General features: G+C 69.7%; 22 protein-coding genes and 1 tRNA gene. 18 read left to right on the top strand and 5 right to left on the bottom strand.

Annotation, left to right across the window (positions count from 1 at the left end; genetic code table 11):
• The 5 genes from V7D28_RS03310 to V7D28_RS03290 form a co-directional block, all read left to right on the top strand.
• The coding region (locus V7D28_RS03310) for a replication-associated recombination protein A (RefSeq protein ID WP_333585933.1) at positions 1-1,297 on the top strand (1,297 nt) is incomplete at its 5' end.
• The gene (locus tag V7D28_RS03305) at positions 1,294-2,079 is read left to right on the top strand and encodes an RluA family pseudouridine synthase (RefSeq protein WP_333585932.1); all 786 of its coding nucleotides are present in this window, start codon (positions 1,294-1,296) and stop codon (positions 2,077-2,079) included. The genes V7D28_RS03310 and V7D28_RS03305, both read left to right, overlap by 4 nt.
• 16 nt (positions 2,080-2,095) lie before the next feature.
• Positions 2,096-2,584, top strand: a complete 489-nt coding sequence (locus V7D28_RS03300; RefSeq protein ID WP_333585931.1) for a CC0125/CC1285 family lipoprotein — start codon at positions 2,096-2,098, stop codon at positions 2,582-2,584.
• 70 nt (positions 2,585-2,654) lie between these two features.
• Positions 2,655-3,035, top strand: a complete 381-nt coding sequence (gene crcB, locus V7D28_RS03295; protein ID WP_333585930.1) for a fluoride efflux transporter CrcB — start codon at positions 2,655-2,657, stop codon at positions 3,033-3,035.
• Positions 3,035-4,021, top strand: coding sequence for an RluA family pseudouridine synthase (locus V7D28_RS03290; RefSeq protein ID WP_333585929.1), 987 nt, complete (start codon positions 3,035-3,037; stop codon positions 4,019-4,021). Before crcB ends, V7D28_RS03290 begins: the two co-directional genes overlap by 1 nt.
• Here the strand turns inward: V7D28_RS03290 and V7D28_RS03285 are convergent.
• Positions 4,018-5,226 (bottom strand): DUF1501 domain-containing protein, encoded by a 1,209-nt coding sequence (locus V7D28_RS03285; protein ID WP_333585928.1) that lies wholly within the window; start codon positions 5,224-5,226, stop codon positions 4,018-4,020. The genes V7D28_RS03290 and V7D28_RS03285 overlap by 4 nt on opposite strands.
• Positions 5,217-6,614, bottom strand: a complete 1,398-nt coding sequence (locus tag V7D28_RS03280) for a DUF1800 domain-containing protein (protein WP_333585927.1) — start codon at positions 6,612-6,614, stop codon at positions 5,217-5,219. The genes V7D28_RS03285 and V7D28_RS03280 overlap by 10 nt, the downstream gene beginning before the upstream one ends.
• An 83-nt stretch (positions 6,615-6,697) precedes the next feature.
• On the opposite strand from V7D28_RS03280, the gene V7D28_RS03275 reads away from it, so the two are divergent.
• The 4 genes from V7D28_RS03275 to V7D28_RS03260 all read left to right on the top strand — a co-directional run bounded on the left by V7D28_RS03275 (position 6,698) and on the right by V7D28_RS03260 (position 10,926).
• Complete coding sequence (locus V7D28_RS03275) at positions 6,698-7,429, top strand: ATP12 family chaperone protein (RefSeq protein ID WP_333585926.1); 732 nt, start codon at positions 6,698-6,700, stop codon at positions 7,427-7,429.
• A 91-nt stretch (positions 7,430-7,520) separates the two neighbouring features.
• Positions 7,521-9,047, top strand: coding sequence for an acyl-CoA carboxylase subunit beta (locus tag V7D28_RS03270; protein ID WP_333585925.1), 1,527 nt, complete (start codon positions 7,521-7,523; stop codon positions 9,045-9,047).
• A 97-nt stretch (positions 9,048-9,144) separates the two neighbouring features.
• Positions 9,145-10,083, top strand: a complete 939-nt coding sequence (locus V7D28_RS03265; protein WP_333585924.1) for a BON domain-containing protein — start codon at positions 9,145-9,147, stop codon at positions 10,081-10,083.
• A 42-nt stretch (positions 10,084-10,125) separates the two neighbouring features.
• The gene (locus V7D28_RS03260) at positions 10,126-10,926 is read left to right on the top strand and encodes an aminoglycoside phosphotransferase family protein (protein WP_333585923.1); all 801 of its coding nucleotides are present in this window, start codon (positions 10,126-10,128) and stop codon (positions 10,924-10,926) included.
• Here V7D28_RS03260 and msrB read toward each other — a convergent pair.
• Complete coding sequence (gene msrB / locus V7D28_RS03255) at positions 10,923-11,411, bottom strand: peptide-methionine (R)-S-oxide reductase MsrB (protein WP_333585922.1); 489 nt, start codon at positions 11,409-11,411, stop codon at positions 10,923-10,925. The genes V7D28_RS03260 and msrB overlap by 4 nt on opposite strands.
• A 73-nt stretch (positions 11,412-11,484) precedes the next feature.
• On the opposite strand from msrB, the gene V7D28_RS03250 reads away from it, so the two are divergent.
• The 3 genes from V7D28_RS03250 to V7D28_RS03240 all read left to right on the top strand — a co-directional run bounded on the left by V7D28_RS03250 (position 11,485) and on the right by V7D28_RS03240 (position 14,269).
• Positions 11,485-11,805 carry a heavy metal-binding domain-containing protein gene (locus V7D28_RS03250; protein WP_333585921.1) on the top strand — a complete coding sequence of 107 codons (321 nt, stop codon included), beginning with the start codon at positions 11,485-11,487 and terminating at the stop codon, positions 11,803-11,805.
• 11 nt (positions 11,806-11,816) lie between these two features.
• Positions 11,817-13,799 (top strand): acetyl/propionyl/methylcrotonyl-CoA carboxylase subunit alpha, encoded by a 1,983-nt coding sequence (locus V7D28_RS03245; protein WP_333585920.1) that lies wholly within the window; start codon positions 11,817-11,819, stop codon positions 13,797-13,799.
• A 110-nt stretch (positions 13,800-13,909) separates the two neighbouring features.
• Complete coding sequence (locus tag V7D28_RS03240) at positions 13,910-14,269, top strand: PRC-barrel domain-containing protein (protein ID WP_333585919.1); 360 nt, start codon at positions 13,910-13,912, stop codon at positions 14,267-14,269.
• 18 nt (positions 14,270-14,287) lie between these two features.
• Here V7D28_RS03240 and lipB read toward each other — a convergent pair whose 3' ends face one another.
• A complete protein-coding gene (lipB, locus tag V7D28_RS03235; RefSeq protein WP_333585918.1) occupies positions 14,288-15,010 on the bottom strand; it encodes a lipoyl(octanoyl) transferase LipB in 723 nt (240 codons plus the stop codon).
• A gap of 67 nt (positions 15,011-15,077) precedes the next feature.
• On the opposite strand from lipB, the gene V7D28_RS03230 reads away from it, so the two are divergent.
• The 5 genes from V7D28_RS03230 to V7D28_RS03210 all read left to right on the top strand — a co-directional run bounded on the left by V7D28_RS03230 (position 15,078) and on the right by V7D28_RS03210 (position 18,705).
• A complete protein-coding gene (locus V7D28_RS03230; protein ID WP_333585917.1) occupies positions 15,078-15,332 on the top strand; it encodes a FliM/FliN family flagellar motor switch protein in 255 nt (84 codons plus the stop codon).
• 64 nt (positions 15,333-15,396) lie between these two features.
• A tRNA-Leu gene (locus V7D28_RS03225) sits at positions 15,397-15,481 on the top strand.
• Positions 15,482-15,547: 66 nt separating this feature from the next.
• Positions 15,548-16,960, top strand: a complete 1,413-nt coding sequence (gene mgtE / locus V7D28_RS03220; protein ID WP_333585916.1) for a magnesium transporter — start codon at positions 15,548-15,550, stop codon at positions 16,958-16,960.
• A 67-nt stretch (positions 16,961-17,027) separates the two neighbouring features.
• Positions 17,028-18,383: a glycoside hydrolase family protein gene (locus V7D28_RS03215; protein ID WP_333585915.1), complete on the top strand. Its 1,356-nt coding sequence runs from the start codon at positions 17,028-17,030 to the stop codon at positions 18,381-18,383.
• Positions 18,384-18,483: 100 nt separating this feature from the next.
• Positions 18,484-18,705, top strand: coding sequence for a hypothetical protein (locus V7D28_RS03210; protein WP_333585914.1), 222 nt, complete (start codon positions 18,484-18,486; stop codon positions 18,703-18,705).
• Positions 18,706-19,010: 305 nt separating this feature from the next.
• Here V7D28_RS03210 and V7D28_RS03205 read toward each other — a convergent pair whose 3' ends face one another.
• The gene (locus tag V7D28_RS03205; RefSeq protein ID WP_333585913.1) at positions 19,011-20,780 is read right to left on the bottom strand and encodes a patatin-like phospholipase family protein; all 1,770 of its coding nucleotides are present in this window, start codon (positions 20,778-20,780) and stop codon (positions 19,011-19,013) included.
• 122 nt (positions 20,781-20,902) lie between these two features.
• On the opposite strand from V7D28_RS03205, the gene V7D28_RS03200 reads away from it, so the two are divergent.
• Positions 20,903-21,742, top strand: coding sequence for an enoyl-CoA hydratase-related protein (locus V7D28_RS03200; protein ID WP_333585912.1), 840 nt, complete (start codon positions 20,903-20,905; stop codon positions 21,740-21,742).
• Positions 21,743-21,747 lie beyond the last annotated feature (5 nt).

Raw genomic sequence — 21,747 nt, 5'->3', positions numbered from 1 at the left:
GTTCGAAGCCGCGGGCCTGACCCCGCACGCCCCCGCCCCCCTGGCCGACCGCCTCCGGCCCCAGAGCCTGGACGACGTGGTGGGTCAGGACCACCTGCTGGGGGAGGCAGGCCCCATCGGCCGCATGGCGCAGGCCAGGCGCCTGTCCTCCATGATCCTCTGGGGGCCGCCGGGCACGGGCAAGACCACCATCGCCCGGCTGCTGGCCAAGGCGGCGGGCTATGAGTTTCAGCAGCTGTCGGCGGTCTTCTCCGGGGTCGCCGATCTGAAGAAGGCCTTCGAGCAGGCCCGGGCGCGCCGGGCGGCCGGCCAGTCGACCCTGCTGTTCGTGGACGAGATCCACCGCTTCAACCGGGCCCAGCAGGACGGCTTCCTGCCGTTCGTGGAGGAGGGGATCGTCACCCTGGTGGGGGCCACCACCGAGAACCCGTCCTTCGAGCTCAACGGGGCGCTTCTGTCCCGCGCCCAGGTCTTCGTGCTCAAGCGCCTGGACGACGAGGCCCTGGAACAGCTGCTGGCCAAGGCCGAGGCCCATGAGGGACGCCCCCTGCCGCTGGAGGCCGAGGCCCGCACCGCCCTCATCGCCCTGGCCGACGGGGACGGCCGCTACCTGCTGACCCTGGCCGAGACCCTGCTGAACATCGGGGCGGCCAAGCCCCTGTCCACCGCCGAGCTTGGCCAGATCCTGCAAAAGCGCAGCCCGGCCTATGACAAGGACCGGGAGGAGCACTACAACCTCATCTCGGCCCTGCATAAGTCGATCCGCGGCTCCGACCCGGACGCGGCGCTCTACTGGCTGGCGCGGATGCTGGGGGGCGGGGAGGATCCGCTCTATCTCGCCCGCCGCCTGGTGCGCACCGCCGCCGAGGATATCGGCGAGGCCGACCCCACCGCCCTGGTCCTGGCCATCGCCGCCAAGGACACCTACGACTTCCTGGGCAGTCCGGAGGGCGAGATCGCCCTGGCGCAGCTGGTGGTCCATCTGGCCACGGCGCCCAAGTCCAACGCGGTCTACGCCGCCTTCAAGGCCGCCCAGAAGGCCGCCCGGGAGACCGGCTCTCTCATGCCCCCGGCCCACATACGCAACGCGCCCACCCGGCTCATGCGCGACCTGGGCTATGGCCAGGGCTACGCCTATGACCACGATGCCGAGGACGGCTTCTCGGGGCAGAACTACTTCCCGGACGGCATGGACCGCCGCGTCTTCTACGCCCCCAGGGGCGAGGGCGCCGAGGGACCCATCAAGGCGCGGCTGGACCGCTGGGCCGAGCTGCGCGCGCGGAAGTCCCGCTCATGAAGCGACCGGCCGGCCCGGCTGGCGGGGGCGGGCGGCCGCCCATCGTCCTGTCGCGCGAAGAGATCGACCTGGTCCGGAGCCTGGTCATCTTCGAGGACGCCCACATCCTGGCCCTGAACAAGCCGGCCGGTCTTTCCAGCCAGGGCGGGCGGGGCCAGGTGAACACCCTGGATGAGCTGCTCTACGCCTTCGCCCGGCCGGGCAAGGCGCGCCCGAGGCTGATCCACCGGCTGGACCGCGACACCTCCGGCGTCATCCTGACGGCCAAGACCAAGCCCGCCGCCGGGGCCCTGGGCAAGGCGATGATGGCGCGGCGGTTTTCCAAGGCCTATCTGGCTCTGGTCACCCCCGGCCCGCCCGAGCCGCCCGCCGGCCTGATCGACAAGCCCCTGCGCCGGGAAGAGATCGGTCGCGAGGCCTATATGCGGGTCTGCGCCCCTGATGCGCCGGACGCCGAGAGCGCCCAGAGCCTTTATCGCACCCTGGCGGCGGGGATGGGTGCGGCGCTCCTGGAGCTCTCGCCCCACACCGGACGCATGCACCAGCTTCGGGTGCACCTGGCTTCCATCGGTCGGCCCATCGCCGGCGACGTGCGTTATGGCGGCGCCCTGACCCTGGCGGGCGGGCCGGTACCGCGGCTCATGCTTCATGCCCGGGCGCTGGAATTCCCCCATCCGGACGGCGGCAGGACCCACAGGATCGAAGCCCCCATCCCCCCGGACATGGCCGAGCAGATGGCGCGGCTGCATCTGGCGCAGCTTGAGGGAACGGCGGTCCCCTAGGCGAGTTTCGCCTTGCATGAAACGTCTCGCCCTGTCTCTTGCCGCCGCCCTGGCCCTTGGCGCCTGCGCCAGCATGTCGCCCGCCTATGGCCCGGCCTATGGTCCCAAGGGCGCCGGCTATTCCGAGTTCCGCATCGAGCCCAACCGCTTCCGCGTGAACTACCAGGGCGGCCCCGGCGCGCCCGCCGAGGACGTGGCCAACTTCGCCCTGTTGCGCGCGGCCGAACTGACCCTGGCCCAGGGGCATGACTGGTTTCAGGTCACCGACCGGGTCTCCTCCGGCCGGTTGGACCGGGCCGGCGGCCCGCGCTTCTCGCTGGGCGCCGGCAGCGGCTCCTATGGGCGCACCTCCGTCGGCGTGGGCGTTGGCACCACCTTCTCCCTGGGCGGCGGGCCTGCGGTCGCCCACAGCCTGGAGATCATCATGGGCGACGGCCAAAGGCCGCCCGATCCCAACGCCTATGACGCCCGCGCGGTGCGGGCCTCCTTCCATCCCGGCGGCTGATCGGCCGAAGGCGCCGGGCGCGACGCTGTCGGCCCTTGGCGTCGGCCGCATGCGCCCGGCATAAGGGGCCATGGACAAGATCATCTTCGTCGCCCTAGGGGGCGGTGCGGGCGCGGTGGCCCGCTACCTGCTGGGCGCGGCCAGCCTCAGGCATCTCGGGACCGCCTGGCCCTATGGCACCTTCGTCGCCAATGTGAGCGGAGGCTTGGCCATGGGCCTGCTGGTGGCCTGGCTCGCCCACCGGGGCGTCGCCGACCAGGAACGCATGCGCCTGTTTCTTGGGGTGGGCCTGCTGGGCGGCTTCACCACCTTCTCCGCCTTTTCGCTGGAAGTCGCCCTGATGATCGAGCGCAGGGAGCTGGCGCTCGCCGCCGCCTATGCCAGCGCCTCGGTTCTGATGTCGGTGGGCGCGCTCTTTGCGGGCATGCTGCTCATGCGCAGGTTCGTCTGATGCGCGAGGTTCGAAACATCGTCGTCGATCCCGGCGAGGGCGGGGTCCGACTGGACCGCTGGTTCCGTCGTCGCTGGCCGCACCTGACCCAGGGCCAGCTGCACAAGCTCATCCGCTCCGGCCAGGTGCGGGTGGACGGGGCGAGGGCCAAGCCCGATACGCGCCTGGACGGCGGCGAGACCGTCCGGGTCCCGCCCTTTCCCGACGCGCCGGAAAAGGGCGAGGGCGGCAAGCCTGGACTGCATCCCCGCGACGTCGCCTTTGTGCGCGGCCTTGTCATCTATGAGGACGAGGAGGTGCTGGTGCTCAACAAGCCCTCGGGCCTCGCCGTGCAAGGGGGCACCAAGACCAAGAACCATATCGACCGGCTGCTGGGCGCCTGGGGCGAAGGCCTGGCCAGGCCCCGTCTGGTCCACCGGCTGGACCGCGACACTTCCGGCGTGCTGGTCCTGGGCAAGACGCCCCAGGCGGCCGCCCGCCTGTCGGGCGCCTTCGCCCGGCGCAAGGCGCAGAAGACCTATTGGGCCCTGGTGTCCGGCAATCCCCGCCCCACCGAAGGGGTGCTGGACCTGCCCCTGGTGAAAAAGGGCGTGGGCGACCGCGAGATGGTGGTCCCGGCGGAGAAGGGCGACCCCAAGGCTGATCCCGCCGAGACGGAGTTCGTCACCATCTCCCGCGCCGGCCCCCGGGCGGCCTGGATGGCTCTGCGTCCCCACACGGGCCGGACCCACCAGCTGCGCGCCCACATGCTGGCCATGGGCCATCCCATCCTGGGAGACCCCAAATACCGGACGGAGGCCTCCGGCGAACTGTCGGGAGATCTGAAGCTGCAGCTTCACGCCCGGCGGCTGACCCTGCCACATCCCTCCAGCGGCATGCTGATCCTGGAGGCGCCGCTCAGTCCCGAGATGAAGGCCGGCTTCGCCCGCTTCGGATTCGACGAACACGAGGCCGACCCCGAACCCTTCGGGCGCAAGCGGCGCTAGACCAGTCCCGCCACGGGACGGGCGATCTGGCTGTCGGGGAAGACGGCGGTGTCCAACGCCCGGCGGTCGAGGCCCATATGGTCGGCCAGGACGGTCTTGAACAGGCTGCGCAGATCAAGCGTCGGCGCCAGGTCGCGGCCTTCATAGAGCCGCGGCTCCTGCAGGCCCGGCCAGTCGCCGATGAGGCCCCCGGGCTTCAGGCCGCCGCCCAGCACCAAGGCCGTCGACGCCGTTCCATGGTCGGTGCCGGCCGTGCCGTTCACCCGGGCCGTGCGGCCGAACTCGGTCACCGCCAGAACCACGGTGTGGCTCCAGGCCGGTCCCAGGCCCACATGCAGTCCATCGATCAGGGCGTCCAGATAGGCGAGCCGGCGCGCGAGCGGCGCGGCCTGGTTGGCGTGGGTGTCGAAGCCGTCCAGGGAGATGGCCACCAGGTCTGCGCCGGCCTCGCCCTTCATGAAACCGGCCGCGGCCTGACCCAGGCGGCGACCGGCGGCGGGCTGGTCGCCCACCAGGCTGCGGGGGCCGGCGGGCCTTTCTGTGTCGTCCGTCAGGGCCGCCAGGCTGGTCTGGGCCAGACCCTCGGTGCGCAAGCCCAGGCGAAGGGCTTCCGAGAGCAACGGGTCGTCGGCATAGAGGGCCGCCAGCAGGGCCGGCGCCCGGCCTTCGGGATCGATAGCCTGGCCGGGCGACCAGGCCGAGGCCGGCGCCGCGCCGCGCAGGATCAGCGGCGCCACCGGGCCGATGGAGAGGGCCTCGCTGGGCCGGCCTTCAGAGAGGGCCGCCAGGGCGCGGTTCAGCCAGCCGGAGGAGACGTTGCGCGCCGCGCCGGCCTCAAGCCTGTCCTGGGCCTCGAAGTGGGAGCGCACCGGATCGGGCATGGCCACTGCCGGGGCGAAGCGGGCCTGACCGGCCTGGGCCAGACCCTGCACGGCGCGCAGTTCCGGGTGCAGGCCGAAGTCCCGGTCCAGGGGCAGGGCCGCATCGAGGATCGCCAGGTCGCGCCTCAGATGCGGATAGTCCGGGTCGGCCAAGGGGGGCGTCAGCGACAGGCCGTCGGCCGCCCCACGGAGGATCAGGACCACCAGGCGCGGCCTGGCCTCTGCAGCCCTTGCGCTGGTCCCGAAGACGGCGAGCTGGGCGCCCAGGGCGCCGGCGGCGGCCATCAGATGACGGCGGGAGATCGGCGGGGCTGTCATCGCCATTGGAACTCCGGGCTCATGAGGAACAGCGTCAGCGCCTCGCTGCGCGACTCTGCCTGGGCGATCGCCTGGCGGGTGCGAGAGCCAAGCCTGACGCCCAGCGCCGCCTCGGCCACGGCATTGGGGTCGGACTGCCGGGCCGCTGCGGGGGCGATGGCCTGGCTCCAGGCCAGGCGCTTGATCAGGCCGTCGGGCGTGGCCCAGGCGGACGCCTCGTCAGGCCAGCCCTCAGGCGAGGGCGCGGCGAAGGGGCGCTGGCCCATGGCGGTGAGCACGCCCAGCGCCTTGGGGGACTGTGGCGCCTCATCCAGCGCCCGCCAGGCGGAAATGACGAACTCATAGGGCGACTTGAACTTCCGGGCTTCCGGGCTCCAGGCCTCTGGCGCGGAGATCAGGGCCAGCGCCACCTGGTCCAGGGCGCCGTCGCTCTCCAGCCAGGCCCGCTCCAGGCGGGCGCACAGGGCGGGCGGCGGCTCGTCCGCGACGAAGTGCCGGGCGATCTTGCGGCTGATGAAGCGCGCCGTCTGGGGCCGGGCGGCCAAGTCGCGCAGGATCGCCTCGGCCTGGCCCGGACCGGCCGCGCTGTAGGTGGCGCCCATGACGGTCTTGGCGCCCGGCTCATGGCGGGCGGCCAGAAAGCGGGGCTGGCCGGCGCCCTCCTGGCTGAAGCCCTCGAAACTCAGACCCGTCAGCGCCCGGGCGAACTCGGTGACGTCGGCCTGGGTGTAGCCGCCGTCCACACCGACCGTGTGCAGCTCCAGGATTTCCCGGGCCAGGTTCTCGTTGAGACCCGGCGTCTGCCGGCCCTCGCTGCGCCGCGCCGCGGCCCTAGCCGCAGGACTCGCCGGGCCGATGGAGCGGTTCTGATCCAGATAGATCAGCATGGCCGGATGGGTTTCGGCCGAGACCAGAAGCTCGCGGAAGGGTCCGAACACATGGGGGCGGATGGCCAGCGCCTCATAGGGTCCTATGGTCCCATTGGCCGTGAAATTGCCCGCGCCGACAGTGAAATGGTTGGACCAGAAGAGCGCCCAGCGTTCGGCGAAGCTGTCCGCGGTGGAGGCCGCCAGGGCCGCCCGCGCGGTGATGTCGCCCAGGATCTCGTCGCGCAGCCCCCGCCGCAGCTCATTGACCTCGCCCCGCAGGTCCTGGGCGTCTGCACGGTGTTCCCGACTGGCCTTGAGCGCTGCGGAGCGCGCCTCGCCGAACCGCGCCAGGGCCTGGGCGCGAGAGAGCGGCAGGCGCTCTTCGGGGAGGGGGAGGGAGCGGATCTGAGCGGCCAGATAGGCCTGGGGGTCCGATCGCGCCTGACGCAGCTCGCCGGGGCGCGCGCCCAGGCCAAAGCGGGTCACGGCGATGGCGGCCTGGAGATCTTTGTCTGGCGCGGCCATATGCGCCTCTCCTTGCGTCTGGAGGACGAAGCACCCATTGCACGAGTCGCGATCCCTATCCGTCGCACTGAATGGAGTCGATTTTGAGACGTGGATTTCATGAGCCGGTGGAAAAGCCGCGCCGCTTCTACGAGACGGTGAGCATCGAGGCGGCCGAAGACGGCTATGGCGTCCTGCTGGATCACCGCACCGTGCGGGGGCCCAAGGGCGGGCGCGTGCGCCTGCCGACCCGGGCCCTGGCGCAGATGGTCGCCGACGAATGGGCGGCCCAGGGCGAGGTGCTGGAAGTCGCCCAGATGCACGCCACGCGGCTGGCCAATACGGCCATCGAGTCCATTCCGGCCGCCCGCGGGGCCACGGCCCGGTCGGTGGCCGACTATGCCGCCTCCGACCTGCTCTGCTACTTCGCCGAGGAGCCCGAATCCCTGGTGGCCCGTCAGCAGGCGCTGTGGGGGCCGGTGCTGGAGCGGGCCGAGCGGGAAACCGGCCTCGTCTTCGTCCGCGCCGCCGGCATCGTCCACCGCGACCAGCCGCAGGAAACCCTCGACCGGGTCCGCGACCTGGCCTTGGCGGAATCCGACTTTGGCCTGGCGGGGCTCGCCTTCGGCACGTCCCTGTTCGGCTCGGCGGTGCTGGCCCTGGGCCTGCGACGGAACTGGCTGGACGGTCCCGAGGCCCTGGCCCTGTCGCGGCTGGACGAGGCCTATCAGGAGGAGCAGTGGGGAATCGACGCCGAGGCCGCTGAGCGCACCGCCCGGCTGACGCTCGAAGCCGACATGCTCGACCGCTGGTTCCGCGCCCTGGACGCTGGGTAAGGCGGGTTTTCCCTGCCCTGGCGTGAACTTGCCAGGGTTTGCCCGGCCCATTACGCCTTTGCGCCACAAGCCCGAAGGGAGGGGCGAGCGCGTGAAGCAGATCCTCGAGCAACTGGAAGCCAAGCGTCAGACAGCCCGCCTGGGAGGCGGTCAGAAGCGGATCGATTCCCAGCACGCCAAGGGCAAGCTGACGGCCCGCGAGCGGATCGACCTGTTGCTGGACGAGGGCTCCTTCGAGGAGTTCGACATGTTCGTCGAGCACCGGGCCACCGACTTCGGCATGGCCGACCAGAAGGTGCCGGGCGACGGGGTGGTGACTGGCTGGGGCACGATCAACGGCCGCACCGTCTTCGTCTTTTCCAAGGACTTCACCGTCTTCGGCGGGTCCCTGTCCAGCGCCCACGCCCAGAAGATCCTCAAGGTCCAGCGGCAGGCGCTCAAGATGGGCGCGCCGATCATCGGCCTGTTCGACGCCGGCGGCGCCCGAATCCAGGAAGGGGTGGATTCCCTGGCCGGCTATGCCGACATCTTTCTGGAGAACACCCTGGCCTCGGGCGTCATCCCGCAGATCGCCGTGATCATGGGCCCCTGCGCCGGCGGGGACGTCTATTCCCCGGCCATCATGGACTTCATCTTCATGGTGAAGGACACGAGCTACATGTATGTGACCGGCCCCGATGTGGTGAAGACGGTCACCCACGAGGATGTCAGCCACGAGGATCTGGGCGGCTACCGCGTCCACGCCCTGAAGTCGGGGGTGGCCGACGGCGCCTTCGACAACGATCTGGAAGCCCTGACCCAGGTCCGCCGGCTGGTGGACTTCCTGCCGCTCTCCAACCGCGAGCGCCCGCCGGTGCGCGAGAGCTTCGATGAGCCCGAGCGGGAGGAGCCCAGCCTCGACACCCTGGTCCCGGCCAATCCCAACAAGCCCTACGACATGAAGGAGCTCATCCTGAAGGTCGTGGACGAGGCGGATTTCTTCGAGATTTCACCCGACTTCGCCAAGAACATCATCTGTGGCTTCGCTCGCATGGACGGCCAGCCCGTGGGCGTGATCGCCAACCAGCCTCAGGTGCTGGCCGGGGTGCTGGACATCGACGCCAGCCGCAAGGCCGCGCGCTTCGTGCGCTTCTGCGACGCCTTCGAGATTCCGCTGCTCACCTTCGTCGACGTTCCGGGCTTCATGCCGGGGACCCGGCAGGAGCAGGGCGGCCTTATCCGTCACGGGGCCAAGCTGCTGTTCGCCTATGCCGAGGCCACCGTGCCCAAGATCACGCTCATCACTCGCAAGGCCTATGGCGGCGCCTATGACGTGATGAGCTCCAAGCATATCCGCGGCGACCTGAACTATGCCTGGCCCACCGCCGAGATCGCGGTGATGGGGTCCAAGGGCGCGGTGGAGATCATCTTCCGCAACCAGACGCCCGAAGAACTCGTGGCCCGCGAGGCCGAGTACAAGGACCGCTTCGCCAATCCCTTCGTGGCGGCGTCCAGGGGCTATATCGACGATGTGATCATGCCCCATGGCACCCGGCGGCGGATCGTCCGGGGCCTGCGCAGCCTCAAGGGCAAGACCCTCGCCAACCCCTGGAAGAAGCACGACAACATCCCGCTCTAAACATCGTCCGTTTCGGAACCGCCGCCCGGTGGCTGGGTTTCTGGAGTGACGCGCGGACGCGCGGTGTTCCAAGAGTAGCCAATACGGGAGAACGGACATGGCCGACTGGATGGACGAACAGGATCGGCGGATGCGGATGCGGGACTGGCGCCGGGCGGACGGCCCGGGCCATGGCGGCGACTTCGGTCGGAGTTCCGAAAGCCGGTCCTTCTCTCCGGACGAAGGCTATGGCGGCCGCACGGTCTCGTCTTACGGGCAGGCTCAGGGCGAGCGCGGGCGCGGGGATGTGTTCGGCGAGCGGGAAACCGGCGCCCAGTACGACCATTCCACCCGGGGCTATGGCCGCGACCAAGGCCGCACCGAGACTCGCGGGGACCGCGCCTATGGCTTTGACGGCGCCAAGCCGGGCGATCAGGACCGGATCTATGGCGAAGGCCACTTCGGACCCGAAGGCTACGCCATGGAGGCCGGCGGCTTCGGCGGCCGGCCCGAGCCCTATGACCGCGGCGGCTGGAACCGCACCCCGCGGGAGGAAGCCTATGAGCGGGCCTATGGCGGCGTGCGCCGCGGACGCCTCGCCCGATCCTCCGAACGGGACTATGACCGCGACCATGATCGCGGCTTCTGGGACCGGGCCAGCGACGAGGTGGCCTCCTGGTTCGGCGACCGCGACGCCGAGCGCCGGCGTGAACAGGACGAGGTGCGCAATCACCGCGGCCGGGGTCCCAAGGGCTATGTGCGCTCCGACGAGCGCATCGCCGATGAGGTCCATCACCGTCTGACCGACGACTCCTGGCTGGACGCCAGCGATATCGAAGTGGCTGTCCGCGAGGGCGAGGTGACGCTGACGGGCTTCGTGGAAGACCGGTTCGCCAAGCATCGGGCCGAGCACTGCGTCGAAGACATCCTGGGCGTGAAGCACGTCCAGAACAATCTTCGCATCCAGGCCCGCGTGGACCGCGCCTCGGTCACCGGCGAGCCGGCCCCCCTGTCGCGCAACTCCGTCCTCGCCAAGGCCACTGACGGCGAGCTTTAGTCGCCATTGCCGGCCTGCAGCTTTCCGGCGACGCTGGAGGTCATGGACGCCGGCATCGAGCAGTTCGCACCCTGGCTCGCCCTCTGGGATCTGATCCCGGAGGGCGAGCCTTTGCTTATGCCCCACACCGGAAGTCGTCTGCTGCCGGTGCGCCGCGGGGACACGGCGGCGATGCTCAAGCTGGCCGCCTCCGAAGACGAGCGGCGCGGCGGGCAGATCATGGCCTGGTGGGACGGGGAGGGCGCCGCGCCCGTGCTCGCCCGCCGCGATGAAGCTCTGCTGATGCTCCGGGCGGCAGGCCGCACGCTCACCGATGTAGTGTTGGGGGGCGACGACCGGGCCGCGACAGCGACGGCCTGTGAGGTGCTCGCGGCGCTTCATCGCCCAAGGCCTGATCCTCCGCAGACTCGACCCCTGGCGCATCTCTTCAGCGCCCTCCTGGAATCCGGCGAGGCACGGTTGGACGGCGCACGCTCAACTGCTCGCCACCTGCTGGAAGGCCAGGCCGAACTGCGCCTGCTCCACGGCGACATGCATCACGGCAATGTCCTGGATTTTGGCCCGCGCGGCTGGCTGGCCATCGATCCTTGGGGCGTCGCGGGCGAGCGAGCCTATGATTACGCAAACCTGTTCCGCAATCCTCGGGTGGAAGACATCTGCCCGGAGCGCTTTGGGGCCCGTCTGGCGCAGATCTCGGCCCTGGCGAATCTGGAACCTGCGCGCTTGCAGAGCTGGGCCTATGCCCATGCGGGCCTGTCGGCAGCCTGGGACATTCAGGACGGAGCGCTCATGGAGGCCGAGCGTTCGTTCGCGCTCATCTCCCTGCTCGAGGGACGAGCCTAAAGCTCCGGTCGGTGGTCATTGTCGCCGCGCCTCAGGGGGTCGCGCAGGCGGCCGTCGTTCTGGACGAATTCCAGCGACACCGAATTGATGCAGTAGCGCAGGCCGGTCGGCCTTGGCCCGTCGGGGAAGACGTGGCCCTGGTGGCTGTCGCAACGGGCGCAGCGGGTCTCGATGCGGATCATGCCGTAGCTGGTGTCGCGGACCCCGATCACGTGATCCTCATGCACCGGGGCGAAGAAGCTCGGCCAGCCGGTGCCGCTCTCGAACTTGGTGTGGGCCTGGAACAGGGGCAGGCCGCAGAGGCGGCAGCAATAGAGCCCGTCCTCCTTGTTATCGAGCAGGCCGCCGCAGAAGGGCGCCTCGGTGCCGTGGTGGAGCAGGACGTCGGCCTCTTCCTGGGAGAGGTCGGCCTCGAGGGCCTTGCGTTCCGCTGCGTCGGGCGGGGTCAGATCGAATGTGGTCGGGGAGTCGGCTGGCTTGCTCATGGAGCCCAATCTAAGGTTCTCCCCGGTCCATCGGAAGAACCCCCGCGCAGACGGGGCCATGTCGGGAGCATCGATGATCACGTCCACCACCCCCACGGTCGCCGAACGCGAGATCGCCCGGACCCTGGGCGTCGTCACCGGAGAGGCCATCATCGGCGCTCACATCTTCCGGGACTTCTTCGCCGGCATCACCAACATCATTGGCGGACGGGCGGGGGGCTATGAAAAGGCCCTGCGGGAGGCGCGCGACATCGCCCTGCGGGAAATGACCGAGGAGGCCCGCAGCCTGGGCGCCGACGCCGTCGTGGGCGTCGATCTCGACTATGAAACCCTGGGCGTCGAGAACGGGATGCTGATGGTCAGCGCCTCGGGTACGGCGGTGAAGTTGCGTTGAGTCAGCCAGACATGTTTTCCAAGATCCTGATCGCCAACCGCGGCGAAATCGCCGTGCGCATCATCAAGACCTGCCGCCGCCTGGGGATCGCCACGGTGGTGGTCTATTCCGAGGCCGACGCCGACTCCATGGCCGTGGAGATGGCCGACGAGGCGGTCTTCATCGGACCTGCGCCGGCCGCCCAGAGCTATCTGCTGGCCGACAAGATCATCGAGGCCTGTCGCCAGACCGGCGCCCAGGCGGTCCATCCCGGATTCGGCTTCCTGTCGGAGAATGCGGGCTTCGCCCGGCGGCTAAAGGACGAGGGGATCGTCTTCATCGGCCCCAATCCCGAGGCCATCGCGGCCATGGGCGACAAGATCGAGAGCAAGAAGTTCGCCGCCAAGGCCGGCGTCTCCACCGTGCCGGGCCATGTGGGCGAGATCGACGACACCGCCCACGCGGTGAAGATCGCCGAGGAGATCGGCTATCCGGTGATGATCAAGGCCTCGGCCGGCGGGGGCGGCAAGGGCATCCGCGTGGCCTGGGACCGCAAGGATGTGGAGGAGGGCTTTCCCGCTGTTCGCGCCGAGGCCAAGGCCAGCTTCGGCGACGACCGCATCTTCATCGAGAAGTTCATCGAAAGCCCGCGCCATATCGAAATCCAGGTGCTGGGCGACAAGCACGGCCATGTGGTCCACCTGTTCGAGCGCGAATGCTCCATCCAGCGCCGCAACCAGAAGGTCGTCGAGGAGGCGCCGAGCCCGCTGCTCGACGAGGCCACCCGCAAGGCCATGGGCGACCAGGCGATCGCCCTGGCCCAGGCGGTCGGTTACGACTCCGCCGGCACGGTGGAGTTCGTCGCCGGGCAGGACCGCAGCTTCTTCTTCCTGGAGATGAACACCCGCCTGCAGGTGGAGCATCCGGTCACCGAGTTGATCACCGGCGTCGATCTGGTGGAGCAGATGATCCGGGTGGCTGCTGGCGAGCCGCTCGCCTTCACCCAGGCCGACCTGGCCATCAAGGGCTGGGCCATCGAGAGCCGCATCTATGCGGAGGACCCCTATCGCGGCTTCCTGCCCTCTATCGGCCGCCTGGTTCGTTACGGACCGCCGCCGGAGGGCGATACCGCCTCCGGCGCGGTGGTGCGCAATGACGCCGGCGTGCGCGAAGGCGACGAGATCTCGATGTTCTACGATCCCATGATCTCCAAGCTGTCCACCTGGGCCCCGGACCGGATGGCGGCCATCGACGCCATGGGCGCGGCCCTGGAGCAGTTCCAGATCGAGGGCCTGGGTCACAATGTGCCCTTCCTGGCGGCGGTCATGGACGAGGCGCGGTTCCGCTCGGGCCATCTGGCCACCAGCTACATCAAGGATCAGTTCCCCGATGGCTTCCGCGGAACCGAGGCCACCGCCTTTCAGCGGGACGTTCAGGTGGCCGCAGCCTGCGCCATGCACCACAGGCTCGCCGAGCGGGCGTGGCCGGGGCGCGGGCGCGACGCCTGGACCGTGGCCCTGGGCGATCAGGATATCCCTGTGCGGCTGGCGCCCACGGCGCAGGGGCTCGATGTCAAGCTGGTGGAGGAGGGGCGGACGCTGGCCCTCACCGACGTGGTCTGGCGCCCGGGTATGGGCGTCTTCGCCGGGCGCCTGGATGGGCAGGCCTTCAGCGCCCAGGTGCGGCCCGCGGCCGAGGGTTTCGTGGTGCGTCACCGGGCCGCCGAGGCGCAGGTGCGGGTCCTGACCGAAACCTCCGCCAAGCTGCATCGCCGCCTGCCGCCCCGCCAGGCCGCCGATACGGCCAAGCTGGTGCTCTCGCCCATGCCGGGCCTCGTGGTCAGCCTTGATGTCACCGAAGGTCAGGAGGTCAAGGTGGGCGAGACGGTGGCCATCATCGAGGCCATGAAGATGCAGAACATCATCCGGGCCGAGCGTGACGGGGTGGTCAAGAGCGTCGGGGCCAAGGCGGGCGACTCCGTCGCCGCCGACGAGGTGCTGGTGGAGTTCGCCTGAGCCTCGGCAGGCGGGCGAAATCCTTGAGTCTCAAAGCCTTGCCTTAGGAACAGGGCCGGGTGCGGGGGGTTGTTCAGGGGCGACACAACCCCGACCGCAAGGAGACTTCCATGGCTGATCCTGCCGATCGCACCGACATGCGCCTCATCGCCGCCGACAAGGTGGAGGGCGTGAGCGTCTACAACACCGCCGGCGAGAAGCTCGGCTCGGTGGGCAACATCTTCATCGACAAGCTCTCCGGCCAGGCCGAATTCGCCACCCTGGCCTTTGGGGGCATGCTTGGCATGGGCGAGAAGCACTATCCGCTGCCCTGGTCGGTCCTGACCTATGACACCGGCCAGGACGGCTTCGTGGTCGACCTGGACAAGGAGACCCTGCAAGGCGCCCCGGGCTACGACAACGACCGGCTCTATGAGCCCAACTACGCCTGGCGCGAGGAAGTGGCGGGCTATTACGGCGCCACCGCCTGATTGTCCCGGGCCTGGGTTCTACGCGGGCGGCTGAGCCGCCCGCGTAGGACCGAACACCGTCTCGAACGCCGCCTTCAGGGCGGCGTCAGCCTCGTCCATGGCCACCGGCAGGCCCAGGTCCACCAGGCTGGTCACCCCATGTTCGGTCTGGCCGCAGGGGACGATGCCCGCAAAATGGGAGAGGTCGGGCTCCACGTTCAGCGATATGCCGTGGAAGGAGACCCAGCGGCGCAGCTTCACCCCGATGGCGGCGATCTTGTCTTCCTGGGGGGGATGGCCCGGCTCCCGCCGTTCCACCCAGACGCCCACCCGGCCGGGACGAATCTCACCTTCCACATTGAACCGCGCCAGGGCGGCGATGACCCAGGCCTCCAGGGCCGCGACAAAGGCCCGCACGTCCCGGCGCCGCGCGGTCAGATCCAGCATCACATAGGCCACCCGCTGGCCCGGCCCATGATAGGTGAATTGCCCCCCGCGCCCGCTTTCGAAGACCGGGAACCGGTCGGGATCCAGCAGGTCGGCGGGCCGCGCCGAGACGCCGGCGGTATAAAGCGGCGGATGTTCCAGCAGCCAGACGAGTTCCGGCGCCTCGCCGGCGGCGATGGCGGCGGCGCGGGCCTCCATGGCGGCCACGGCGTCGCCATACGCCACCAGCCCGGGCGATAGCGCCCATTCGACGGCGGCCCCATCGGTGCGACGAAAGTCCGGCGGCCCGGGCGGATTTAACGAGCGGTCAAGCATGAGGCCTCAATGTGGGGGCGAACGCGGCTGTCGCAAAGGCGGCGCGAAGGTGGCCAGGGGTGTGGGTTTGTCCAGTCAGGTCGAGGCGGTCAATGTGGAGATCTCCGTCGTGCTGGGCCGTGCCTCCCTGCCCATGCAGCAACTGCTGCGGATGGGTCGCGGCGCGGTGATTCCCCTGGACGCCAGCGTCAATGACGAGGTCTGGATCCTGGCCAACAACCATCCCGTGGCGCGGGGCGAAATCCAGATCAGCGACGACAAGATCGCCATCGCCGTCACGCGCGAGGCCAATGTCTACGACTTCATGGCGGGCGGGGGCTGAGCGGCCCTAAAAACTCTCCTTCACAAACCTGCGGGGGTTTGCTACCCCCCGCGCCTCACCACGAGCGGTCGTGGCGGAATTGGTAGACGCGCAGCGTTGAGGTCGCTGTGGGGCAACCCGTGGAAGTTCGAGTCTTCTCGACCGCACCAGTGAATCAGGGTCATTCGATCGGCTAGGAAGAGTCCGTCCATCACATAGCGAAGAGGGAGGTCCGCATGGTTCGCGAAACGGACGATCCCGAGCTGATGGAGGCCGACGAAGACCTGGAAGACCTCGCGCTCGGCGAGGACTACGCCTTCAATCCCGAATTCGTCCGGATGGTCGCCGACGCGCTCGACCGCGGCGATTCGGAGCGGCTGCGCGAACTCCTCGGCGCCCTGCGGGCCGAGGACATCGCCGACCTGATGGGCTTCCTCTCGGCGGACGACCGCGAGGAGCTCCTGCCCCACCTGGACCCGGAGGTCCTGGGCGATGTCATCAACGAGCTCGACACCGAGATCCGTGAGGACGTGCTGGAGCACGTCTCCCCGGCCATCCTCGCCAAGGCGCTGGGCGAGATGGATTCCGACGACGCCGCCGATGTCGTCGACGACCTCGAGGAGGACAAGAAGGCCCAGGTGCTCGCCGCCATGCCCGAGGTGGAGCGGGCGGCCATCGAGACCTCGCTCGCCTACGAGGACGAAACCGCCGGCCGCCTGATGCAGCGCGAGGTGGTGGCCGCGCCGCAGTTCTGGACCGTGGGGCAGGCCATCGACCATTTCCGCAAGGAAGAGGACGACCTGCCGGAGCTGTTCTTCGACGTCTACGTCGTCGACCCCAGCTACAAGCCGGTGGGCGCCGTGCCGGTGAGCCACCTGCTGCGCTCGCGCCGGGAGATCCCGCTCGCCCAGATCATGGAGCAGGTTACCGAGATCCCGGTCGACATGGACCAGGAAGAGGTCGCCTACATCTTCGACAAGTACCACCTGATCTCCGCCCCGGTGGTGGAGCCGGGCGGCCGGCTGGTGGGTCAGATCACGGTGGATGACATCGTGGGCGTCATCCAGGCCGAGAGCCGCGAGGATATCCTGGCCCTGGCCGGCGTTTCTGACGGCGCCCGGCATGGCGACGTTCTGGACATCGTGCGTTCGCGCCTGCCGTGGCTGCTGCTGAACACCCTGACCGCCGCCGTGGCCGTCAGCGTGATCCAGGTATTCGAGGCGCAGATCGCGCAGATCGTCACCCTGGCGGTGTTGATGCCCATTGTCGCCTCGCTGGGCGGGAACGGCGCCACCCAGACCCTGACGGTGGCCGTGCGCGCCCTGGCCAGCCGCGAGTTGTCGGCGGTCAACGCCGTGCGCACGGTCACGCGGGAACTGATGGTGGGCCTGCTCAATGGCGCCATTCTGGCGGTGGTCACGGGGGTCGCGGTCTATCTGCTGTTCGGCGAGCTCAGGCTGGCCCTGGCCTTCGGCGCGGCGCTCATCATCAACATGTTCATGGCCGCCCTGGCCGGGGCCCTGGTGCCCCTGGTGCTGGACCGCATGGGCCGCGACCCGGCGGTCTCCTCGGCGGTCTTCGTCACCTTCGTGACGGACTTCACAGGATTCTTCGCCTTCCTCGGTCTGGCGGCCCTGATCCTAATGTAGGCGGTCCCTATCTTGCCGTTGGAAGCCCAGACCGTGCGTCTGTGTTTCGAAATGGATCAGGACGGCCATGAAACCGCGTCATCAGATATCCCGCGCCGCCATCGATCTGATCAAGCGCTTCGAGGGCTATCGCGCCAAATCCGCCCGGCTGGCCGATGGCCGCTGGACCATCGGCTATGGCCATACGCTCACCGCCCGGGAGGGTGCTGAAGTCTCGGAACAGGACGCCGAGGCCCTGCTGCTCTACGACCTGATCGCGGTCGCCCACGCGGTGAACGAGAGCATCTACACCCCCCTGAACCAGAACCAGTTCGACGCCCTGTGCTGTTTCGCCTTCAATATCGGGGTGGAGAATTTCCGCCGCTCCTCGGTGCTGCGACGGATCAATGAGGGGCAGATGCTGCAGGCCGCCTGCGGCATGGAGCTGTGGCGCAAGGCCGATTTCGAGGGCGAGCGCATCGTCATCGACGCCCTGGTCCGCCGTCGCGCGGCCGAGAAGACCCTGTTCCTGACCCCCATGGAGGGCTGGGTGCCGGCGCCGTCGCCCGTGCTGCGTCCCAATATCGACGCCGACGTGGCGGGCATCGTGCCGCGCCAGACCCCGGTGGCCCTGACCACGGCCCTGGAAGGCGAGCAGGCGGTGGCGGTGCGCGATCCCGCCCAGGCCGGCCTGACGCCCGCCGTTCCCGACGAGGGCGAGGAGGCGAGCCCCGCCCAGGCCGCCGCCGCGGCCGTCAGCTACCGGCTGCAGGCAATGTTCCGCGAGCCGCCCCCCGAGGCGGCGCAGGCGGAGACGGCCCCCGCCGAGGACGCCCCGTCGCTGACGGTCGCGTCCTTCGCCCCGCGCGCCGAGGCCGCGCCCCAGGATGACCTGTCGGCCCCGCCGCCGCCCACGGCCATGGTGGCGGGCGGACGGCCCTTCAGCCTCACTGCGCCGGAGCTGGAGCCGGAGGCTGATGCCGAGTCCGAGTCCGAGGAGGGCTCGTCGGCCGAGGCGAAACCGGATGAGCCGACGGCGCCCACCCTGTTCGAAGCCTCCACGCGGCCCGCCAATGACGTGATGGACCCGCCGCCTGAGCCGGTGGTCATGTCGCAGGCGGACAGCGGGCCCAAGGACGATCGCCCGGTGCTGCGCATCGACGACACCCTGGGCGAGGTCGAACTCAGCGACTTCGAGGCCCCTGTGGAGTCGCCGCCCCGGCGGGACATCGTCCAGATGCTGGTCCTGGCGGTGGTGGGCCTGGCCCTGTTCGGTGGCGGGCTTGTGTGGGCCTTCAGCGCCAATTCCGCCGAGGGCGGCCTTCTGAGCCCGCTCGTGGTGGGCTGGTTCGCCGGCATTGTGGGCGTGGCCTGTTTCGGTCTGGCCGCCTATCTGGTGCTGCAGCGCCTGGGCTCGACCGAGGATGACGACGCCGTCTTCTGAACGTCTTGGTCAGGGCGCGCTCGGCGGCATCGCAGACGGTTTTTCGGAACCGATCGGGCGGGGCCTGAATTTCCTTAGGGTGAACCTGGAGGAGATCGAGATGTCCGAGTTGAAGTCGAAGCCCAAGACCCTGATCGCCGTGCCCCTCGCGGCCTCGGCCCTGTTGCTGGCCGCCTGCGGCACCACTGTCACCGAACGTGCGGCCACCGGCGCCCTGGGCGGCGCGGCCGTCGGCGGCGTAGTAGGCGGCAGCCTCGAAGGCGCCGCCGTGGGCGCCGCTGTGGGCGGCGTGGCCGGCGCGGCCACCACCCCCCGCCGCTGATAGGACCTGCCCTGGCCGCGGCTACGATCGCGGCTGGGATCAGGCTGAAACGAAAGAGGCCGGCTCCTTCGCAGGGGCCGGCCTCTCCATTGTCGGACCGCAGCGCGGCGGCCCGCAACCTTCCGAGCGCTTAGGCGCAAGCCTCGCGGGAGGCCCAGGTCACGGTCACCGACTGCGACGAATGACAATGAGACACTGGATCACCTCCTTTCAGTTGTTGAACGACGCTTCGAATATGGGGGCGGCGGCGGCGAGTCGCAAATTCCCAAGACCGTGAAGACGCCGACCGAGACGCCTTGCCGCGTCTATGACCATTTGCGGCCGTTCTGCTCATCCAGGGTGGGCCGGCGGCGCAACTCGGTGATGGGCGTGCTCTGGGCCTCCAGGGCGGTCGACATGGCGCGATAGCCGGCCGCTACGGCGGCGTCGTAAGCCTGCCAGTCGCGAATTTCGACGCCGGTCATGTCCGGCGTCACCAGCAGATCGACGCTCTCGCGCGCCGCGCGCAGGTCGCGCCCCGTGGGCACGGTGGCCGCCCGCATGAGCAGGGAGACGATGGGCGGCCCCTGCCGCCAGGCGCCCGAGGCGATCCAGCGGAAGACGGAGGAGGGCCGGGCCACGTCCCGGGCGGTGATGCTGCGTCCGCGCGTCACATCCACTCCCAGCACCGGCCCCAGGTGCCAGTCGCTCATCACATCGGCGGGGAAGTTGTTGAGCACCGCCCCGTCCACCAGCACCTCATTGCCTTGGGTGGCCGGCGGCATGACCCCGGGCAGGGCGATAGAGGCGCGCAGGGCCTCCACCAGCCGTCCCTGGCGGTGGATCTGATAGGCGCCTGTGGTGAGGTTGGACGAGACCGCGAAGAAGGGCGTCCACAGGTCGGAGATGCAGACATCGCCGAAATGTTCATAGAGCCGGTCGCGGACCTTCTCTCCCCGGGTCATGGCGATGAGGGGAAAGGCGATGTCGTCCAGGGGGCTGGAGGCCACGAAGGCCTGGCGGATGCGGCGATCGGCCTCTTCGTCGCTCCAGCCCATGCCCAGGCCGGCGGCGATGATGGCCCCCATGGAGGCGCCGCCCACGAAGTCGATGGGCACCTGATGTTCCCGCAGGGCGCGGATCGCCCCCACATGGGCGTAGGCCCGCGCCCCGCCGCCGGACAGGACAAGCCCCACCGAACGGCCGGTGAGCACCCGAGCGATGCGGGCGGCGTCGGCCTCCTCGTTGCGGCGCAGGTGGAAGAGGCGGGCCGGGCCGGCGGCGGCGCTCCAGGCCTCGCCGTGGCGGGGGCGGTCGGCGGCTGTGGGATGGACCAGGATCAGGTCCACCAGCCGGTGGGCTTGCAGGGGCTGGCTGGGATGCAGGCGGATGTCCCCGGGCGGCGGCGCCTCGGCGCGGCCCAGGCGGAACAGCCGATCCACCTGACGGACCACCACCGCCCGCCAGCCCAGGTCGTCGCCCTCGGCGGCATAGAGGACGAAGTCATGGGCGCGCTCGACCTCGGAATACCAGGCCGTGGGGGCGGAGGCGGCCTCGGCGCCCACCACCGCCACCGTATAGCCCTGCCGCATGATGTGGCGGGCGATCTGTTCCACCAGCGGCCTCACGGCCACCGGTTCGCCCACGGTGACGAAGCCATAGACCGACGGCTCGGCCCCCGGCTCGCGTCCGGCGATGCTGCGGCTGCGGCGGACCACCAGCCGCGCCAGTTCCAGCATGACCTCGGGCCGGTCCTCCGCCGCCTCCAGGAAGACGTCCCGGGGCAGGGCGAAGATCTCGGAATCGCGCAGGGCCACGACCCGGGCCGAATGGGACAGACCGGCCAGCAAGGCCATCTCGCCGGCAGGCTCGCCGGGCCGGATCACGCCGAGAAAGGCCTGCTCCTGGCCCTCGTCACGACGGAACACCCCCAGCCGCCCGGCCCGCACCAGATAGAGCTGGTCGGCGGCCTCGCCCGGCTCGAACAGGACCTGGCCGCCGGGCAGGGAGAACCAGCAGGCCTCGCCCTGAACCTGGTCGTCTTCGAACAGGCGGGCGAGCGCGGTGTCGCTGGTTATGTCGGGAAGGTGGCCCACGGTCGCGGAGCCTAGAGTATTTTTGCGAAGATTGGAGCGCGGTGAGCGACGGCTGGCGTCTTGCCGCCGCCAGGGCTATGCCAAGCCGCAAGACCTCAGTCGCCTGAACGGGAGAATGGCCGATGGGCAATCCGATCGTCGATCCGCTGGTGGAAGGACTGGACACCGACGCCACCTCCCGCCTGGTGCAGCTCCAGGCCACGGTGGAGGGGGTGGCCATCGTCACCATCAATCGCCCCGAGCGGCGCAACGCCTTCGACGCCGAGCTGATCGCCGCGCTCTCGGAGACCTTCGAGACCCTGCACGGCGCCGAGCACGTGCGGGTGGTCTTCCTGCGCGGGGCCGGCGGGACCTTCAGCGCCGGGGCCGACCTGGACTGGATGCGGGCTGCGGCCGATCACACCGAATCGGACAATCACGAAGACGCCATGTCCATGGCGCGGATGCTCAAGAACCTGTGGGACATCCCGGCCCTGACCGTGGCCCTGGTCCAGGGCGGCGCCTTTGGCGGCGGGGCGGGCCTGGCGGCGGCCTGCGACATGGCCGTGGCCACCGCCGAGACCCGGTTCGCCTTCACCGAAGTCAAGCTGGGGATCATTCCGGCCACCATCAGCCCCTATGTGGTCGGCGCCATCGGGGCCCGGGCCGCCCGGGCCCTGTTCGCCACCGGTCAGGTGTTCGACGCCGCCCATGCCGAGAAGATCGGCCTGGTGAGCGAGGTGGTGGCCGATGATGCGGGGCTGGATCAGGCCATGGCGCGCATCGCCCAGGAGATGATGGCCTGCGGGCCGCAGGCGGTGATCGAATCCAAGCGTCTGGTGGACAAGGTCGCCTATGAGCGGATCGACCACGGCCTGATGGAGGAGACCGCCCGGGCCATCGCCCGCATCCGGGTGAGCGAGGAAGGGCAGGAGGGCGTGCGGGCCTTCCTGGAGAGGCGCAAGCCGCGCTGGGCCGAATAGTCCCG

It is taken from the genome of Phenylobacterium sp. (assembly GCF_036723115.1).
In the GTDB taxonomy this organism is placed as follows: domain Bacteria; phylum Pseudomonadota; class Alphaproteobacteria; order Caulobacterales; family Caulobacteraceae; genus Phenylobacterium.
The sequence above is the reverse complement of the archived record's forward strand: the minus strand, read 5'-3'. Positions and strand labels throughout refer to the sequence as shown.

Bases quoted from the DNA above. Each gene is read 5' to 3' on its own strand.
- V7D28_RS03305 (WP_333585932.1), top strand. From the start codon at position 1,294: ATGAAGCGACCGGCCGGCCCGGCTGGCGGGGGCGGGCGGCCGCCCATC.
- V7D28_RS03300 (WP_333585931.1), top strand. From the start codon at position 2,096: ATGAAACGTCTCGCCCTGTCTCTTGCCGCCGCCCTGGCCCTTGGCGCC.
- crcB (WP_333585930.1), top strand. From the start codon at position 2,655: ATGGACAAGATCATCTTCGTCGCCCTAGGGGGCGGTGCGGGCGCGGTG.
- V7D28_RS03290 (WP_333585929.1), top strand. From the start codon at position 3,035: ATGCGCGAGGTTCGAAACATCGTCGTCGATCCCGGCGAGGGCGGGGTC.
- V7D28_RS03285 (WP_333585928.1), bottom strand. From the start codon at position 5,226: ATGGCGATGACAGCCCCGCCGATCTCCCGCCGTCATCTGATGGCCGCC.
- V7D28_RS03280 (WP_333585927.1), bottom strand. From the start codon at position 6,614: ATGGCCGCGCCAGACAAAGATCTCCAGGCCGCCATCGCCGTGACCCGC.
- V7D28_RS03265 (WP_333585924.1), top strand. From the start codon at position 9,145: ATGGCCGACTGGATGGACGAACAGGATCGGCGGATGCGGATGCGGGAC.
- V7D28_RS03260 (WP_333585923.1), top strand. From the start codon at position 10,126: ATGGACGCCGGCATCGAGCAGTTCGCACCCTGGCTCGCCCTCTGGGAT.
- msrB (WP_333585922.1), bottom strand. From the start codon at position 11,411: ATGAGCAAGCCAGCCGACTCCCCGACCACATTCGATCTGACCCCGCCC.
- V7D28_RS03250 (WP_333585921.1), top strand. From the start codon at position 11,485: ATGATCACGTCCACCACCCCCACGGTCGCCGAACGCGAGATCGCCCGG.
- V7D28_RS03245 (WP_333585920.1), top strand. From the start codon at position 11,817: ATGTTTTCCAAGATCCTGATCGCCAACCGCGGCGAAATCGCCGTGCGC.
- V7D28_RS03240 (WP_333585919.1), top strand. From the start codon at position 13,910: ATGGCTGATCCTGCCGATCGCACCGACATGCGCCTCATCGCCGCCGAC.
- lipB (WP_333585918.1), bottom strand. From the start codon at position 15,010: ATGCTTGACCGCTCGTTAAATCCGCCCGGGCCGCCGGACTTTCGTCGC.
- mgtE (WP_333585916.1), top strand. From the start codon at position 15,548: ATGGTTCGCGAAACGGACGATCCCGAGCTGATGGAGGCCGACGAAGAC.
- V7D28_RS03215 (WP_333585915.1), top strand. From the start codon at position 17,028: ATGAAACCGCGTCATCAGATATCCCGCGCCGCCATCGATCTGATCAAG.
- V7D28_RS03210 (WP_333585914.1), top strand. From the start codon at position 18,484: ATGTCCGAGTTGAAGTCGAAGCCCAAGACCCTGATCGCCGTGCCCCTC.
- V7D28_RS03200 (WP_333585912.1), top strand. From the start codon at position 20,903: ATGGGCAATCCGATCGTCGATCCGCTGGTGGAAGGACTGGACACCGAC.